The following is a 16,162-nucleotide window of genomic DNA, read 5'->3' on the forward strand; positions in this document are numbered from 1 at the left end:
AAAATAACAGGTTGAATTAATCGCATGACGTCATATATTTCATATGACCATGATGAAGTCTAGCCAGATCTCTGAACTGACACCGAAACACGTGCGCGCCGCGCGCGCCCTCTTGGCGTGGTCTCAGCAAGACCTCGCCAAGAATGCAGGCGTAGCGACTTCGACTATCGCTGATTTCGAACGAGGACAACGAACACCTGTCTCCAACAACGCACAGGCAATCAGGAGCGCGCTTGAAACCGCCGGCGTACGGTTTTTGCCGACAGGTGCAGTCATCGGTCCAGCCATTCCGCCAATGGACGTGTCCGATCGACCGGGTATGCCCATTCGCTGGGTGAGTGCACAGGATCTTTCAGATTGGGCAGACCGCAATGACGGCGTTTCTGGCCTACCGACGCTGATTGCAAACCTCGTCCGTGCCACACATGGATCGGCCCACTTGCGGTTTCCTTCTGATGAAGGTGTCCGGCACTCGGGCTGGGACGGGCACACAATTACTGCGAAGGGAAGTGTTTATGTCCCGCAAGGTGAGGCCGGCTGGGAAATTGGCGCCCAGCGCAAGAATGTCTCTCATAAGGCCACCGCAGACTACGAGAAACGTAGCCTAAACCCTTCACCCATTGAGCCTGCTGATGCGACCTACATCTTCGTTACACCCCGGCATTGGCCGGGCAAAGACGAATGGGCGAAGACGCGGAAGAAGGAGGGTCCGTGGCGCGACGTCCGGGTCTACGACGTAAACGACCTGGTGCATTGGATCGAGCAAAGCCCGGCCGTCGGCGCGTGGCTTGCAAGAAGGCTCGGTAAGCGTCCCGACGAAACTCGCGAGCTAGAGGACGTGTGGAACGAGTGGTCGCAAGCCACGGAACTGCCGCTCACGGCCGATCTCGTCCTTACCGACCGCGACGAGGATGTCGCGGCGGTACTTCGATGGCTGAGAACCCCTCCGTCGGTCATGTCCATCCGGGCGACAACGGCCGACGAAGCTGTGGCGTTTTTTCATGCGGCATTGAGCGAGTTGCCGGATGAATTTGCGCAGACTTACCGCGCACGCTGCCTTGTGGCTACGAGCGAAGATGCTGCGCGACGGCTTGGAGATGCTTCGGGGTCTCTCATACTCGTTTTGACGGATCCAAACCCAGGCCTCAGCCGGGTCCTTGCCGGGAAGGGACATTTCGTCCTTCAGATCTATGATGAGCGGGCGGCGGTCAATGGAGATGCGAGGACACTTGCCCGGCCGTCTCGGGAAGGCATCGCGAACGCGCTTATCGCAGCTGGCATGTCTGATAAACGGGCGGAAACACTTGCGCGCGATAGCGCGCGAGAGCTGTCGGTCCTCAGGCGGCGCCTGCCGGGCGCGCCGGGCCGCCTGCCGGCCTGGGCAGTTGCGTCACCCCCTCGCGCCTTACTGGCAGCGCTGCTGATTGGTGGCTGGCATGAAGAGAGAAAGGATGATTGTCGCATTCTCGAGGAAATCGCTGGCCAGCCATATGAAGAAATCATCAAGGAGCTAGCTCCTATGGTTCGCGACTTGGACAGCCCCTTGCAGAAGGTTGGACCGGCATGGCGTATAACCTCGCCAATCGATGCCTGGTTTCTGCTCGCTCAGAATCTCACCACTGATGATATCTCCCGGTATGAGACTGCGGCTTTGGAGATTTTTGGCGCATCGGACCCCCGTTTCGATATGGAACCAGATGACCGTTGGATGGCCAACGTCCGCGGAATTCAGCCCGCCTACTCTGGCCTCCTGCGTCACGGGATCGGTCATTCGATGATCCTGATGGCGCTATGGGGCGACAGGGTCCGGACAGTTCCAGACGTGGGGCGACGTGTAGATCATATCGTGCGAAAACTCCTCCATGGAGCCGACGGGCATCGGTGGTGGTCTCTCTCAGGTGATTTCAGGCTCCTCGCGGAGGCCGCTCCGGGTGCATTCCTGGACGCTATCGAGGAAAGCCTTGATCGAAATCAGCCTCCGATCGAGGCGCTTTTCGGAAGCGATGGAGGTGGGATTACCGGTCAGGAACATCTTGCCGACCTGATGTGGGCTCTCGAATCCCTCGCCTGGTCAAAGCAGCTTATGCCGCGTGTCACCCACGTGCTCGCACGCCTCAACGCGATTGATGCGAAGCCGCGTCGATTCACAAACGGCCCGGCCAACAGCCTTCGCAACATCCACCTTCTATGGCATCCGGAGACATTTGCGACACTCGACGAACGACTGAGAGCGCTTGACCTGATCAGGAAGCGCGAGCCGGCGAGTGCCTGGAAGCTGATGATCGGAATACTTCCGCAGGGGCGCGATCACATGTCGCCGTCTGCTGTGCCGCGGTGGCGTGACTACTCGGTAGATGACGAGGAAGTCCTCACCTGGGGGCTCGTAGAACGAGGTACAACGGAAATCAGCAAGCGTTTGCTCGATGATGCTGGGCTTGATCCGCAACGGTGGTCGGACCTGCTGGACTGCCTCGCCGACCTCGTCCCGGGCACGGAAGTCGCACTCGCGAACCTTGCCGCCGCCGAGCCGAAGATGATTGACGTGGACGCTCGCGCTACCATGTGGCGCAAGCTCCGTTCAACTCTCCACAGACATCGGCAATTTCCCGATGCCGAATGGTCGCTGGACGAGCCCGTCTTGATCGCCTTGGAAGAGGTCTATCATCGGTTTGCTCCTGTCGATCCGATCGAGAGGGAGGCATGGCTGTTCAACCAGACCGTGGAACTCCCTGACCGCGTCTCTGCCGGTTGGGAAACGGAACAACGCGATATTGAGGAAGCCCGCAAGCGAGCAGCGGCGTCAGTTTACGAAGTCGGAGGAATCCAGGGGATCCAAAAGCTTGCACGACGAGCGGAAGCTGCAGGCTACATTGGCAAGGCGCTTTACGATGCTGGCCTGCCCTCCACCGAGTTCGATAGCCTGCTTGAGTTTTTTCTCAAAGCCGAGGATCCCTCAGAACGGGATGTCGCGCATGGCATTGTGGTCACCGCGTCGCGGGATCGTGAGAAAGAATGGCTCGAGGGCCTGATCGAGAAAGCACTTGCTGAGAACTGGAACGAGGTGGCGCTTCTCACATTAGTTCGCGCCATGCCTGCAGCTCGCTGGGTCTGGGAGCGCGTCGCCGAAATCGGCGGCGCCATCGAAACGACATATTGGCAGACCGCGCAGGTCATGTGGATTGATGATCGCGAGGATGACGTCGTATATGCTGTACGGAAGCTCATTCAGATGGGCGTGCCACTGCGAGCGGTGGGGCTCGCTGGCCGGATGCGAAAGTCCGATCTTCCTTCGGACCTTATCATCGAGGTACTGCGCGAGGCAGCAAAGCAACCGTTCACTGGCGATGTAAACCATAATGAACTCGGCATGTTTCGTCATCATGTTGCGGAGCTCATGCAGATCCTCGACAATCGCGATGATGTCGAGCAGGAAGTGCTCGCGACGCTCGAATGGAATTATCTTGAAGTCCTCGAGCATTCCCAGCGACCTGCAAAAGCGCTTCTCGCCGAGCTTTCGAAACAACCGAAGCTTTTTGTCGATCTCCTGAAAGCCGTCTATCGAAAAAGCGATGATGAAGACAGTGACGCGGACGAACCGGTGCCCGCGATGCCTGAAATGGCGAAAGCTGTGGCGAACCGTGCTTACGCATTGCTCGGACATTGGAACAGAATTCCTGGCTCACAGAGCGACGGGTCAATCGATCCAATCAGACTGACTGAATGGATTAAAGAGGCGAGGAAGCTCGCCCGCGAGGCCGGCCGCCTTGATATCGGCGATAGCCGCATCGGGCATATGCTCTCCTCGTCACCAGATGGCATGGATGGCAATTGGCCAGCCGAGGCTGTCAGGGAGGTCATTGATCTGTTCCACAGTAAGGAAATGATCGACGGCTTCGTCGTGGGCAAAATGAACCGCCGCGGCGTGACAACCCGTATGCCTCGCGATGGCGGATTGTTGGAGCGAAGAGAGGAAGCGCGCTATCGTCGGTGGGCAGATGCCCTCATTTTTGATTATCCTCGCACGGCCAACGCTTTGATCCGCCTTGCGGACTACTACGAGCGAGACGCCAGACGCGAGGACGAGCTGGCCGAACGGCTAGATTGGCGCGACTAGTGTTTTCCCTGTCGACTTTGCCGTCAGAGTGATGGGAATGAACGGGGGTCTTGCGAGACGTGCGGACATGTGCCGAAAATGCGCATCGCCCTTTTTGTCACAATAGAACGGTCAAAGAACTGACTTCGGCCGCATGAGGACCGTGTTTCTAAGCTACCCAGTAGATTAGGAAGGCGCTCGGCCCATTATTCCTGCGAGAGGCGTACAGAGGTGCCGCGTTGAGGAATCTCGGTATCTTAGCTCAATTGCAATAACTGGGCCGATGGTTCACATCCTTTCAAGAGCGCCAATACATGAGCGATTGACATACTGTTGGCGTCAGGATCGCTTTCGCTTTCTCCCGGACTGAAGAGCGTTTGGCTTTTGGGCGTTGGGATCGATAGGGGAGAACAGCGCCGAGACATCCACCTCCAGAACCCGGGCAAAAGCCGCCAGCGTCGACACCGTGACGTTTTCCTTTCCGCGTTCGACACGCCCGACGTAAGACCGGTCGATCTCCGATTCCAACGCGAGGCGTTCTTGCGATAGCCCCTTGGCTACGCGCAGGCGTCGTAGGTTCCAGCCGATCGTTTCTCGAACATCCATTCGACAAGAAACGCATATACGAGGCTTGACAATCGACGGACTGACAGTCCCTAATTAAATCGTGATGCAGGATTTGGAGAGGCATCACGAGGAGATTTGCTCTATGGAACTACGCCAGCTGTCCTATTTCGTTGCGGTGGCCGAGGAGCTGCATTTCGGCAGGGCTGCAGCCAAGGTGCATATCGCCCAGCCGGCGCTGTCGAACCAGGTGATGGCGCTGGAGAAGGAACTCGGCGTGCAGCTCTTCATCCGCTCGACGAGAAGGGTGGAACTGACGAGGGCAGGGGCGGCGTTCTATGACCGATCGGTGCGGATTCTGAGCGAAGTCGATCTGTCGAGGGAGATCGCCCGGTCGGTGGCCGGTAAGGCAGCGAGGAGGATTGCCATTGGCACCGTCTATCCGGCCACCATCGGCGTGCTGCCATCCTTCCTGTCGCGCATCGGCCGCAAATATCCCGACATCCGCATGCATATCGAAAGCGGCACCACCGATGACATCATCCGCCATATCGAGGCAGGCCGCGTCAATCTCGGCTTCATCCGGCCGGTGGAGAATATCGGCTCGTTGCGCTTCTTCTCGATTGCTCATGAGCGCTACCTGCTGGCGGTGGCCAAAGAGAGCCCGCTGTCATTGAAGAGCGAGATCGATCTTGAGGATCTGCGCTCCGAGAAAATCATCTCGTTCTCCCGCCAGAACCTCTCCTACAGCGAGCGCTATTTCGCAGAAAAGTTCGAGGAGCACGATCTGACCGACAATGTCGCTTACACCTGTGACGACACCTTCTCGCTGGTGTCGCTGGTCTCGGCCGGGCTTGGGATCGGCTTTGTGCCGGAATGGACGCAGGATCTGCCGAACCGCGGCTTTGAGCTGAAGAAGGTGAAGGGCATCGATTTCAAGATCGGGCTCGGTGTCGCCTGGAACCGGGAGGATCCGACTGCCGGCCGTGACGACATCATCGATATCGCGCGGTCATTGGCGCGGCCGGGCCGGTGAGGGCAGGAGAGGGCCGGGACGCCGGTTGCCGACATGGCACTGGGATTTCCAAGCCTCTGGCGCCTCTAAGAGTTCGGTGTTGGTTTCCACGCGGAACTGAGCCGGTTTTTCCACCGAGAAGTGAGCCACCTTTGAGTATGGTTTTCTGATCAGGGTTTGGTCAAGGGATTCGTCTTTTCTCCTCTCTTCTGTGCTGCTGCGGCCGAGCTGGCCTTGAAGCGAAAGCTGTCGTTTCCTGTTTCCAGAATATGGCAACGGTGGGTCAGGCGGTCGAGCAGCGCGGTCGTCATCTTGGCGTCGCCGAAGACGGTCGCCCATTCGCTGAAGCTGAGGTTGGTGGTGATGATGACGCTGGTGCGTTCATAAAGCTTGCTCAGCAGATGGAAGAGCAGCGCTCCGCCTGAGGCACTGAAGGGAAGGTAGCCCAACTCGTCCAGGATCAGCAGATCGAGGCGGACCAGGGTCTCAGCGATCTGGCCCGCCTTGCCTTTGGCCTTCTCCTGCTCGAGGGCATTGACCAATTCGATGGTCGAGCAGAAGCGGACCTTTCGGCGATGATGCTCGATGGCCTGGACGCCAAGGGCGGTCGCGACATGTGTTTTGCCTGTGCCAGGTCCGCCGACGAGCACGATATTCTGTGCTCCGTCCATGAACTCGCATCGATGCAGTTGGCGCACCGTTGCTTCGTTGATCTCGCTGGCGGCGAAGTCGAATCCGGAGATATCCTTGTAGGCAGGGAAGCGAGCGGCCTTCATGTGATAGGCGATGGAGCGCACCTCGCGCTCGGCCATTTCGGCTTTCAGCAACTGGGACAGGATAGGCACGGCCGCATCGAAGGCTGGTGCCTCTTGCTCGATCAGGTCTGTGACCGCTTGGGCCATGCCATACATCTTCAGGCTACGCAGCATGATGACGACGGCTGCACTGGCAGGATCATGACGCATGACGACCTCCTACGATCCGGACCCGCAAGCCGTCGTAGCGTTCGACGTTGGCCTTGGGTTCACGCAGCAAGGTCAGCGCTTGTGGCGTATCGACGTCGGGGCCGTCGGTCGACTTGCCGTCGATCAGCCGATGCAACAGGTTCAGCACGTGCGTCTTGGTCGCTACGCCTGCATCCAGAGCCAGTTCCACAGCCCTGACAACGACCTGTTCGTCGTGATGAAGCACAAGCGCGAGGATATCGACCATCTCACGGTCACCGCCGGGGCGGCGAAGCATCTGGTCCTGCAGTTGCCGCAAGGCTACCGGTAATTCCTGGAAGGGTGCGCCATTGCGCAGGGCACCGGGCTTGCGCTGGATGACGGCGAGATAGTGCCGCCAGTCGTAAATCGTTCGCGGCGGCTTATCGTGGCTGCGTTCAATGATCCGCGGATGTTCGCAGAGGATATTGCCCTCGGCCGCAACGACCAGCCGCTCCGGATAAATCCGCAGACTGACGGGCCGGTTCGCAAAAGACGCAGGCACGCTGTAGCGGTTCCGCTCGAAGGTGATCAGGCATGTCGGCGAGACGCGCTTGCTCTGCTCGATAAAGCCGTCAAAAGCGGTAGGCAATGCCATCAAGGCTGCCCGTTCATCAGCCCAAACATCCGCGATCGTGCCGGGCAAGGTGCCATGCGGCGTTTCCCGCCACAGCTCCTGGCATCGTTGTTCCAGCCAGACATTCAACGCCGCCAGGTCCGGGAAGTCGGGCATCTGTTGCCACAGCCGCGGTCGGGCATCCTGGACGTTCTTCTCGACCTGACCCTTCTCCCAGCCCGCAGCCGGATTGCAGAACTCAGGCGCAAAGACGTAGTGGTTCGTCATCGCGAGGAAGCGAATGTTGACCTGTCGCTCCTTGCCGCGGCCGACGCGATCGACAGCCGTCTTCATGTTATCGTAGATGCCGCGACCAGGTATGCCGCCAAACACACGGAAGCCATGCCAGTGGGCGTCAAACAGCATCTCGTGCGTTTGCAGCAGGTAGGCCCTGATCAGGAAAGCCCGACTGTGCGATAGCTTCATGTGCGCGACCTGAAGCTTCGTGCGTTCGCCGCCGATCACGGCATAATCCTCACTCCAATCGAATTGGAATGCTTCGCCTGGGCGGAAAGACAGCGGTACGAATATGCCGCGACCCGCCGTCTGCTGCTCAGCCCGCCACTCACGGGCGAACGCGGCGACGCGGCCATAGGAGCCGGTGAAGCCGAGAGCCACCAGATCGGCATGAAGCTGCTTCAGCGTTCTGCGATGCTTGCGCGACCGCCCGGCTTCGGTCCTCAGCCAGCCCGCCAATTTGTCTGCAAAAGGGTCCAGCTTGCTGGCTCGTTCCGGTATCGTGAACTTCGGCTCGATCGTGCCAGCGTTCAGATACTTTGCAATCGTATTGCGCGACAATCCGGTTCGTCGACTGATCTCGCGCACCGACAACTTCTCGCGCAGCGCCATCCGACGGATGATGTTTAAAAGTCCCATGTGGATCACTCCGTTGCCCCCGTCGCTCACCGCGTTGGGGGAAGGTTCACATGGCTCAATTCTCAATGGAAATTATGCGCCTAACCGGCTCAGTTCTGCGTGGAAACCAACACTTGTTGAATGGACCGAGCCAAGCTCAAAGCTCTCTGCCTCTCTGCTCAGAGGGTGACCTTCGGGAACACCCGTCCATCAAATAGCTTTCGCGCCGTTCTGATCGTGCCCGCGCCTTTGATCGAACCATTTTCCGCGATGTCGAGGAAGACCTCCATGTCGCCGGTGGTGTGCTCCACCTTGTATCGTCCGTCATCAGGAGCAGCGACCACCGAATGTGCCGGCGACTCCTTCAGACCCGAGGCCGTAGCGATCGTCACGGCGGCGAGGACGCCAACCGTTGCATGGACCCGGTCAGGGATGAAGCAACGTGTGTTGATCCCTCCACCGGCTGTCGGAGCGGAAACAAGGACCATTTTCGGAACAGAGGCAGTCTTCACATCGCCCAGATTCATCATCGGTCCCGCAACAAGGCGGATCTTCTCGACGCGCTGTTTCAACTCCTCGTTCGCTTCCATTTCCTCGCGCGTTTCACGACCGTTCACGCCAAGATCGGATGCGAGCATGACGACGCAGGGCATACCGTTGTCGATCAGCGTGGCGTTGATGCCGACGATCGCATCACCTCCCGGCCAGTTCGCAAGAGAGCTCCGCAATGCGAGCCGGCAGTGTTTTCGAACAGGAGAGGGACCGCCGCGTGGCTGCCGGGGACGCCTGCGATCTCGGTCGTTCTGCACGCTTCGATCTGTGCGGATCGGTGATGCGATTTCTAGCCGCAACATCCACGCCGCTATTTATGACGCTCTGAGATTATGTTCGTTGTTTTGAGGTACTGGTAACTACCTGCTCTTTGTTCGACATGTTTGGACAGGTCGTGAGGCTCGTGATCGCCAGGGCTGGACCATCGACGCCACTCGCGAGGCGATCTCTTTGTCCATGTCACGACCTCACCTTGAGCACTGCTTCGATTTCAAGCGGAATTCTGCCTGGCAAGGACCCCGCTCCCATGGCGGTGCGCGCGTGCATGCCGCTGTCGCCAAAAACGTCCCAAAAGAGATTCGAGCATCCGTCAATTACGAAGGGGTGGCGGGTGAAATCGGGCGTGGCATTGACCATGCCGAAAACTTTAACGACCCTTGTCACCCGGTCGAGGCTGCCGAGGCTGGCTCGGGCGACAGCCAGGAGGTTGATACCGACCAGCCTTGCGAAGTGCTGCGCCTGCTCAGCGCTGTAGTCGCGTCCGACGATGCCTGCATAGGCCTTGCCGTTCTCATCGAGGGGAGCAAGGCCTGACAGGAAGAGCAGGCCGCCCGCCTCGACGGCCGGGAGGAAGCGCGCGATCGGGGCAGGCGGCGGCGGCAGTTCGATCCCGAGTTGTTGGAGACGGTCTGAGATGCTCATTTCAGATCCGAGAAAGCGGTCGCGACGAAGAGTTCCGACTGCAGGTTGGTAAGACTGCCGGAACCGCCCGGCGGCGGCCAGATGCCCTCCTTGCTCGCCTGCGCTCTTGCGGCCACGCGAGATTCGATGGTCTGGTAGGGCCAGATATGTACCATCTTCTGAGGACCTTCCTCGATTGATGCCATGTTGGTCAGGAGCGGCGACATTTCGTGACGGCGATCGATGATCTTCGCCCAGGCTGCTTCCGTCCCGGCAAGGCCGTTCGGCGCAAGCGTGTAGGTGCGGAACTCATAGAAAGGCCCGTAGTTTCCGGGCACGATTGGCTTGGCGAAAGACAACGGCTTGAAGGCTGTGCTCATGACGCCCGCAAGATAAGGACCGATCTTGTACGGGTCATCGGCGGTCATCAGCCGGGCGCGCTCCTCGGCAAGCGCCTCGACACCCTCATAGGCCGTCAGGAAGGCGAAGCGGTTGAGCGTACCGAACTCACAGGCGAAAGCGCCGAGCGGTTTGCCGGTCGCCGAAAAGCTCCGATAGGTCTCAGGCAATATGGGCATGACGGCGCCGAGCGTGTTGGGCAGCAGCGACAGGATCGTCAGGTCGTAGATCATATTCAGTCTCGTTCTTCCCGAAATGTTGAAGGGGTCTTTCAAACTCGTTTTTTGCTTGGTACACCAAAGGAATTCCAATTGCACGCCAAAAATTGAGCGGCAACTGGATCGAGGGAAGAGCGCGAAAGGAGCCTGCAAATGACGGAACTTATATTGAAGGGGCGGGTGGTGACGGCGTCCGATATCGTCGAGGATGGCTGGATCGCCGTGACTGGCGGCAAGATTTCGGCAGTCGGCACCGGCAACGCGCCAACGGCGGCGGAAATGCAGGATTTCGGTTCAGCCTGGCTATTGCCGGGAGCGGTCGATGGACAGACGCACGCCGGCAGCCAGATCGGTTTTCCCGGCATGGCGCCGACGACGAAGGCTGCCGTCATTGGTGGTGTCACAACCATCGTCGATATGCCCTACGATCATCCAATCCCGGTCACCGCCGCGCCTGTGCTGCGGGAAAAGGTCAGCGCCATCCATCAATATGCCGTCTGCGATGTCGCCCTCTATGGCACGGTGCCTCCGAAACCGGATCCTGCCGATATCCGGGGGCTGATCGATCTCGGCGTCTGTGCCTTCAAGATTTCGTCCTTCGAGGCGCATCCGGATCGGTTTCCCCGGATCGACAATGCCGCGACGCTGACCTTGCTTCACGCGCTGGAGGGCACGGGCCTGCCGCTCGGCCTCCACAATGAGGATCAGGAAATCGTGGCGCATGCGACGAGGATACTGAAGGAGGCGGGTAAGACGGGCGCCGAATATCACAGCCAGGGCCGTCCGCCTGTGGCGGAACTCGCCGCCACAGGCACCTTTCTAGAACTCGCTGCTTCGACGCAGGCACATGCGCATATCGTCCACATCTCCATACCGGAGGGTTTCGAGATGGTGCGGGCCTATCGCGCGCGCGGCCGACAAGCCACGGCGGAAATGTGCGTGCACTATCTGCTCTTCGACGCAGAGATCGACATGCCGCGGCTGAAAGGGCTGCTCAAAGTCAACCCGCCGATCCGTCCGGGGCAGATGGATGCGCTCTGGCAGGTGCTGGAAGAGGGGCTTTGCAGTTTCGTTTCTTCGGACCACAGCGCCTGGCCGCTGGAGAGAAAGACCAATGCGTCGATCTTCGACGTGGCGGCCGGCATGCCGGGCCTGGAAGCGATGCTGCCGGCCTTCTTTACCGCAGCAGCAAAGCGCAAAGGCGATGCTCAGGCAGCTCTTATGACTGCTGACTATCTTGCCGATCGCCCGGCGCGCTTCTTCGGACTATCAAAAAAGGGACGTATCGCGCCTGGTTTCGATGCCGACATCGCCGTGCTTGCGCCTGATAATTATGTCTACGACGCCAGGGCCAACCCGGAGGGTCCGGGCTGGAGCGCTTATCATGGCATGGCATTTTCGGTTCGGCCTGCGGCGACCTTCGTGCGCGGCCGCAAGGTCTTCGACGGCGTAGCCATAACCGAAGCGCCGGGTTACGGTCGCTATATTCCGCGCCAGTGATGATTCAATCGATCGGGTTTCCCGCCCTGGCATAAGCGGAAGCGATTGCAAGGCTAGCGGGCGCTGCTAGCCAGCCGATCGATGATGGCAAGCTTGACGCTTTCGATGTGATGGGCCATCGCCTTGCGCGCCATCTCCTGATCTCCGCTCGACATGGCATCAAGCAAAGCTGCATTTTCTTCGACGCCGAACTTGTATTTTGACGGATTGCGATAGGCGTTGAAGACATGGGTGCGCCGACGCAGGTCGCGGATCATGCCTGCGAGCAGCGCGTTACCGGCCGCATCGGCGATTTCGCCATGCAGCATGTCGTCGACCTCCCAGATTTCGCTGAGCGATGGCGCGGTCTTGTTGCCGAGTTCCTGCAAAGCGGCGCGGATCTGCTCGAGGCGCTCCGCAGGAATACGGCCTGCCGCAAGCCGGGCGGCCTCTGATTCCAGCAGTTGGCGCACATGCAGCAGTTCGACGAAAGCCTCCGTCGAGAACGGGCTGACGGTGACGCCGCGACCGGGCTGCTTGTAGACAAGTCCTTCGGCCTCGAGCCGGCCAAGAGCCTCGCGGATTGGCGTGCGCGAGGCGTTCAACCGGTCGGCCATGCGCCGTTCGACGATGACATCGCCCGGCCGCAACTCGCCGCGGATCAGAATGTCGATCAACTGCTCATATACCTGCTCGGTCAGGTTCGCGCGCTCGGCCGAAAGCGCTTCGGCAAACTGGTCATGGTCAGATTCGGTCATGCTCACCCCCGATCAAATCTTCTATCCACTAACCCAGCTTGTGCTCCACTGGAAGACGATGGGAATAATCTCGGTATTCCAAACCCCACGTTTTCTATACCAAACCCGGCCATTCCCGGTCCTGCCTCGAAATCCGTTCTGAAACGGGGCTTGGCAAAATCGAAAAGCCGCGCTAAAACCTTGGTATACCAATGGCGTGCAATGTGTCTGCCAAGAAGTGGAGATCGATTATGGCTGTCAAACCCTGGCGCGCGACCAGCATCCAGATGCGCAGTGAGCGGGCCACACAGGCACCCGACGACGAGACGGCGCGTGCCGTCATCGGGCGCAATCTCGATCGGTTGATCGGTCTCATCGAAACGGCCTGCGCTTCCGACGAGAAGCCGGATCTCGTAGTATTTCCGGAGTTCGCATTGCAGGGGCCGCCGCTGTCGATGACTGTCGTGCCCTGGATCCAGAGGGCCTGTTCGACAATCCCCGGTCCTTTGACCGCGCCGCTGCAGGCGCTTGCGAAGCGCGAGAAGATTTACATCGCCGGCAACATGTTCGAAGCGCCGCCCGAATGGCCCGGCCGTTACTTCAACTCGTCCTTCCTGATCGGACGCGACGGCGAGATCGTCGTCAATTATCGACGCGTCAACACGGCGGCCTTTCCCTCGGTCCACGATTTCATGTCCGACTATCTGCGTGCGACGCCGCAGGACCAGGTCTTCCCGATCGCCGATACCGAACTCGGCAGGCTGGCGCTGATCCCTTGCGGCGAAATCAACGTTCCCGAGGTAGCCCGCTGTTACATGATGCAGGGCGCTGAAGTGATCTTGCATCCGACCAACTCCAAGTTCACGACGGGGCAAGAGGCAGCCAAGGTCGCGCGCGCGGCAGAAAACATGTGTTATCTGATCAGCGCCAATGTCGCAGGCCCGATCGGCTTTTCTCCCGACAATTCCATCCTGGGCGGCCGCTCGCATATTCTCGATCATTTCGGCAACACGATCGCCTTCGAGGAAGGGGCCGAAGAAGGGCTCGGCGTCTCCGGTATCATCGATCTCGAAAAGCTTCGCCTCGATCGCCGCACTGACACGGGAACACATAACCCGCTGCTGCGTGCCCGTTTCGAAATGTACCGGCCCTACTACCAGCAGGCGGCCTTCTATCCGCCCGACCATTTTCACGATGCGCCCATGAGCGACGCTGCCGAGACCAAAGCGGCCGTCGATATCTCACGCGCCAACCTGGAACGCGTGCGCGTTCTCGAACCTCTTCCCAGCTGATGACATCAAGGAGACAAGCATGATTACTGCCGAGGAAAACGAACAGCTCTGCCGCGTCGGCAAGGGCACGTTGATGGGCAATTTCTTCCGCCAGTTCTGGATACCGGTCTGCATGTCGTCGGAGCTGAAGGCCGACGGCGATCCGGTTCGCCTGATGATCCTCGGCGAGAAGCTGGTCGCCTTCCGCGACAGCGAGGGTAGGGTCGGCGTCTTCGACCATCGCTGCCCGCACCGCTGTGCGTCGCTGTTTTTCGGGCGTAACGAAATGGGCGGCATTCGCTGCGCCTATCACGGCTGGAAATTCGATGTCACTGGAAAATGTCTCGACCAGCCGAACCTTGAGGACAAATCGAAATATCCGGCCGGCACGCCGGCGATTGCCTATCGCGTCAGGGAATCCGGTGGTCTCGTCTTTGCCTATATGGGCGAGGAGCAGGCCAATCCACCGGAACTGCCGGAGATCGAAGCGATCATGGCCCAGGGTGACGACCGCAATATCGCGCTGACCCATCGTGACTGCAATTACATGCAGGCGCTGGAAGGCGACATCGACACCTCCCATCTCGGCTTTCTGCATGTCGGCGGCATCGATGGCGAGAAACTTGATCTCAGCGATCCGGAAGTCTTCACCGTCACAGAGAAGGCGCCCAAGATCAACGTCTCGGTCATGCCGTTCGGGACGATGTATTCGGCGCAGCGAAATGCCTATGAAGGCACCGAACACCACCGTTTCGCGAGCTATATCTTTCCCTTCTGGGTCACCTACCCGGGCGGCGAGATCGAAGGCAATGTCACCGTCAATGCCTGGGTCCCGATCGACGACACCTCGACGATGATCTTCAACATCGATCTCGGTCGCAAGGATGGCCGCAAGAAGAACCTGAAATACAAGGACGGCACGCCGGTCGGCGGCCTTGCCCGGCCGCTCGAATATCATCCGAACACGACCGACTGGAAAGGTCGCTGGCGCCCGGTCAAGGATCGCTCCAACGATTACGGCATCGACCGCGAGTGGCAGCGTAACGGCGACAGTTATACCGGCATCGTCGGCGTGCCGCTGCAGGACCAGGCCATCCAGGAATCGATGGGCTATGTCGTCGATCGCGACATGGAGCACCTTGCCGCTTCCGACCGCATGGTCATCCTGACCCGACGTGTCATGCTCGACGCGGCGAAGGAATATGCCGAAAGCGGCAAGCTTCCCGATATCGTTCGCCAGCCGGAACTGGCGCGCGATGCCCGCGGCGGCGACATCGTCGTGCCCTATGGCACCGATTGGCTGGAGGGTTATGAGGAAAAGATGGCCGCGATCAAGGGCTATCGACCGAAGCTGTCGGCCGCAGAGTGATGGACGGCAGCTACCTTTACGTGACCGGTACGGCAAATGCGCCGGTCACAACCTGCATGACGAGCGAAAGCCTCCAGGAGAATAGGAGCGAGATGGCTGAACCCACGGCTCTTCGCCTACGGATTCTGGCGATCCGCTATGAAGCGGAAGCGATCCGCTCCTTCGAACTCGTCTCGCCCGACGGTGGTCTTCTGCCCTCGTTCAAGCCGGGCGCCCATATCGATCTTGCTTTGCCGGGTGATCTCTGGCGCAGCTATTCTCTGACCAGCGACGGTGATCGGCCGAGAAGCTACATTATTGCCGTCAACCGTGATGCGTCGAGCCGCGGCGGCTCCGCCTACCTTTGCGAAACCGCCAGGGTCGGCGATGTCGTCACGGTGCAGCCGCCACGCAACAACTTCGTTCTTAACGAGGAAGCCGATCATTCGGTGTTCTTCGCAGGCGGCATCGGTATCACGCCGGTTGTCTCGATGATCCGCCGCATGGAGGCGCTTTCGAAGAGCTGGAAGCTGATCTATGCCGGCCGCAGCCGCCCAAGCGCGGCTTTCGTCGAAGAACTCGAGCGGCTGGAGACGATCCAGCCGGGGCGCGTCCTGTTCCATTTCGACGACGAGAAGGGCTCCGTTCTGCCGATTGCAGACCTCGTCGCAGCCTCCGCGGGCGATGCGCATCTTTATTGCTGCGGCCCCGCCCCAATGATCGATGCCTTCAAGAATGCGGCGGCCACTCGCCGGGACGAGACCGTCCATGTCGAGCATTTTTCGGCCACGGTCGAACAGTCGACCACGTCCTTCGTGGTCGTGCTGAAGCGCTCAGGCAAGGAATTTCTCATCCCGGCGGGCAGGACGATCATGGACGTCCTGCAGGAGGCGGGCATCCGGGTGGCCTATTCCTGCCGGGAGGGCGTCTGCGGCACCTGCGAGACCCGTGTCGTCGAGGGCGTTCCCGATCATAAGGACAATGTTCTTTCTGCACGCGAACAGGCTTCCAACAAACTCATCATGATCTGCTGCTCGGGTGCCAAGAGCGATCGGCTGGTTCTCGATCTCTGATTTCACCACTCCGCGTCCGTCAACGACAAAGCCCGGCGGAAAGCCGGGCTTTGTCGTTT

The 16,162-nt window shown here is 59.6% G+C and carries 13 protein-coding genes; 6 read left to right on the plus strand and 7 right to left on the minus strand.

The window, feature by feature from the left end; all coding sequences use genetic code 11:
- The first annotated feature begins 43 nt into the window (after window positions 1-43).
- Window positions 44-4,114, plus strand: coding sequence for a helix-turn-helix domain-containing protein (locus tag FHX08_RS25760; RefSeq protein ID WP_184327832.1), 4,071 nt, complete (start codon window positions 44-46; stop codon window positions 4,112-4,114).
- 318 nt (window positions 4,115-4,432) lie between these two features.
- Here the strand turns inward: FHX08_RS25760 and FHX08_RS25765 are convergent, their stop codons facing one another.
- The gene (locus FHX08_RS25765; protein WP_184327833.1) at window positions 4,433-4,699 is read right to left on the minus strand and encodes a helix-turn-helix domain-containing protein; all 267 of its coding nucleotides are present in this window, start codon (window positions 4,697-4,699) and stop codon (window positions 4,433-4,435) included.
- Window positions 4,700-4,802: 103 nt separating this feature from the next.
- Between FHX08_RS25765 and FHX08_RS25770 the strand changes: the two genes are divergently transcribed.
- Entirely contained in the window at window positions 4,803-5,693 is an 891-nt protein-coding gene (locus FHX08_RS25770) for a LysR family transcriptional regulator (protein ID WP_184327834.1), read from the plus strand.
- 149 nt (window positions 5,694-5,842) lie between these two features.
- On the opposite strand, the gene istB is transcribed toward FHX08_RS25770, so the two are convergent.
- The 5 genes from istB to FHX08_RS25795 form a co-directional block, all read right to left on the minus strand.
- Window positions 5,843-6,637 carry an IS21-like element helper ATPase IstB gene (gene istB, locus FHX08_RS25775; RefSeq protein ID WP_184327835.1) on the minus strand — a complete coding sequence of 265 codons (795 nt, stop codon included), beginning with the start codon at window positions 6,635-6,637 and terminating at the stop codon, window positions 5,843-5,845.
- Complete coding sequence (gene istA, locus FHX08_RS25780; RefSeq protein WP_184328037.1) at window positions 6,627-8,147, minus strand: IS21 family transposase; 1,521 nt, start codon at window positions 8,145-8,147, stop codon at window positions 6,627-6,629. Before istA ends, istB begins: the two co-directional genes overlap by 11 nt.
- 158 nt (window positions 8,148-8,305) lie before the next feature.
- Window positions 8,306-8,854 (minus strand): PrpF domain-containing protein, encoded by a 549-nt coding sequence (locus FHX08_RS25785; protein WP_246698376.1) that lies wholly within the window; start codon window positions 8,852-8,854, stop codon window positions 8,306-8,308.
- Window positions 8,855-9,137: 283 nt separating this feature from the next.
- Window positions 9,138-9,599 (minus strand): RidA family protein, encoded by a 462-nt coding sequence (locus tag FHX08_RS25790; protein WP_184327836.1) that lies wholly within the window; start codon window positions 9,597-9,599, stop codon window positions 9,138-9,140.
- Window positions 9,596-10,210, minus strand: coding sequence for an NIPSNAP family protein (locus tag FHX08_RS25795; protein WP_184327837.1), 615 nt, complete (start codon window positions 10,208-10,210; stop codon window positions 9,596-9,598). Before FHX08_RS25795 ends, FHX08_RS25790 begins: the two co-directional genes overlap by 4 nt.
- Before the next feature lie 138 nt (window positions 10,211-10,348).
- Here FHX08_RS25795 and FHX08_RS25800 point away from each other — a divergent pair, with 138 nt between their 5' ends.
- Window positions 10,349-11,695, plus strand: a complete 1,347-nt coding sequence (locus FHX08_RS25800) for a dihydroorotase (protein WP_184327838.1) — start codon at window positions 10,349-10,351, stop codon at window positions 11,693-11,695.
- A gap of 53 nt (window positions 11,696-11,748) precedes the next feature.
- On the opposite strand, the gene FHX08_RS25805 is transcribed toward FHX08_RS25800, so the two are convergent.
- Window positions 11,749-12,432 carry a GntR family transcriptional regulator gene (locus FHX08_RS25805; RefSeq protein ID WP_184327839.1) on the minus strand — a complete coding sequence of 228 codons (684 nt, stop codon included), beginning with the start codon at window positions 12,430-12,432 and terminating at the stop codon, window positions 11,749-11,751.
- Window positions 12,433-12,662: 230 nt separating this feature from the next.
- Between FHX08_RS25805 and FHX08_RS25810 the strand changes: the two genes are divergently transcribed.
- From FHX08_RS25810 to FHX08_RS25820, 3 genes are all read left to right on the plus strand, one after another.
- On the plus strand, window positions 12,663-13,703 hold the full coding sequence (locus tag FHX08_RS25810) for a nitrilase-related carbon-nitrogen hydrolase (RefSeq protein ID WP_184327840.1): 1,041 nt from the start codon (window positions 12,663-12,665) through the stop codon (window positions 13,701-13,703).
- A 19-nt stretch (window positions 13,704-13,722) separates the two neighbouring features.
- Entirely contained in the window at window positions 13,723-15,051 is a 1,329-nt protein-coding gene (locus FHX08_RS25815) for a Rieske 2Fe-2S domain-containing protein (protein ID WP_184327841.1), read from the plus strand.
- A 92-nt stretch (window positions 15,052-15,143) separates the two neighbouring features.
- Window positions 15,144-16,103, plus strand: coding sequence for a PDR/VanB family oxidoreductase (locus tag FHX08_RS25820; RefSeq protein WP_246698377.1), 960 nt, complete (start codon window positions 15,144-15,146; stop codon window positions 16,101-16,103).
- Window positions 16,104-16,162: the final 59 nt, after the last annotated feature.

It is taken from the genome of Rhizobium sp. BK529 (assembly GCF_014194105.1).
Taxonomy (GTDB): Bacteria; Pseudomonadota; Alphaproteobacteria; order Rhizobiales; family Rhizobiaceae; genus Rhizobium.

Coding starts and splice junctions, on each gene's coding strand:
- FHX08_RS25800 (WP_184327838.1), top strand. CDS start 10,349: ATGACGGAACTTATATTGAAGGGGCGGGTGGTGACGGCGTCCGATATC.
- istB (WP_184327835.1), bottom strand. CDS start 6,637: ATGCGTCATGATCCTGCCAGTGCAGCCGTCGTCATCATGCTGCGTAGC.
- istA (WP_184328037.1), bottom strand. CDS start 8,147: ATGGGACTTTTAAACATCATCCGTCGGATGGCGCTGCGCGAGAAGTTG.
- FHX08_RS25815 (WP_184327841.1), top strand. CDS start 13,723: ATGATTACTGCCGAGGAAAACGAACAGCTCTGCCGCGTCGGCAAGGGC.
- FHX08_RS25810 (WP_184327840.1), top strand. CDS start 12,663: ATGGCTGTCAAACCCTGGCGCGCGACCAGCATCCAGATGCGCAGTGAG.
- FHX08_RS25790 (WP_184327836.1), bottom strand. CDS start 9,599: ATGAGCATCTCAGACCGTCTCCAACAACTCGGGATCGAACTGCCGCCG.
- FHX08_RS25820 (WP_246698377.1), top strand. CDS start 15,144: ATGGCTGAACCCACGGCTCTTCGCCTACGGATTCTGGCGATCCGCTAT.
- FHX08_RS25805 (WP_184327839.1), bottom strand. CDS start 12,432: ATGACCGAATCTGACCATGACCAGTTTGCCGAAGCGCTTTCGGCCGAG.
- FHX08_RS25765 (WP_184327833.1), bottom strand. CDS start 4,699: ATGGATGTTCGAGAAACGATCGGCTGGAACCTACGACGCCTGCGCGTA.
- FHX08_RS25795 (WP_184327837.1), bottom strand. CDS start 10,210: ATGATCTACGACCTGACGATCCTGTCGCTGCTGCCCAACACGCTCGGC.
- FHX08_RS25760 (WP_184327832.1), top strand. CDS start 44: ATGACCATGATGAAGTCTAGCCAGATCTCTGAACTGACACCGAAACAC.
- FHX08_RS25770 (WP_184327834.1), top strand. CDS start 4,803: ATGGAACTACGCCAGCTGTCCTATTTCGTTGCGGTGGCCGAGGAGCTG.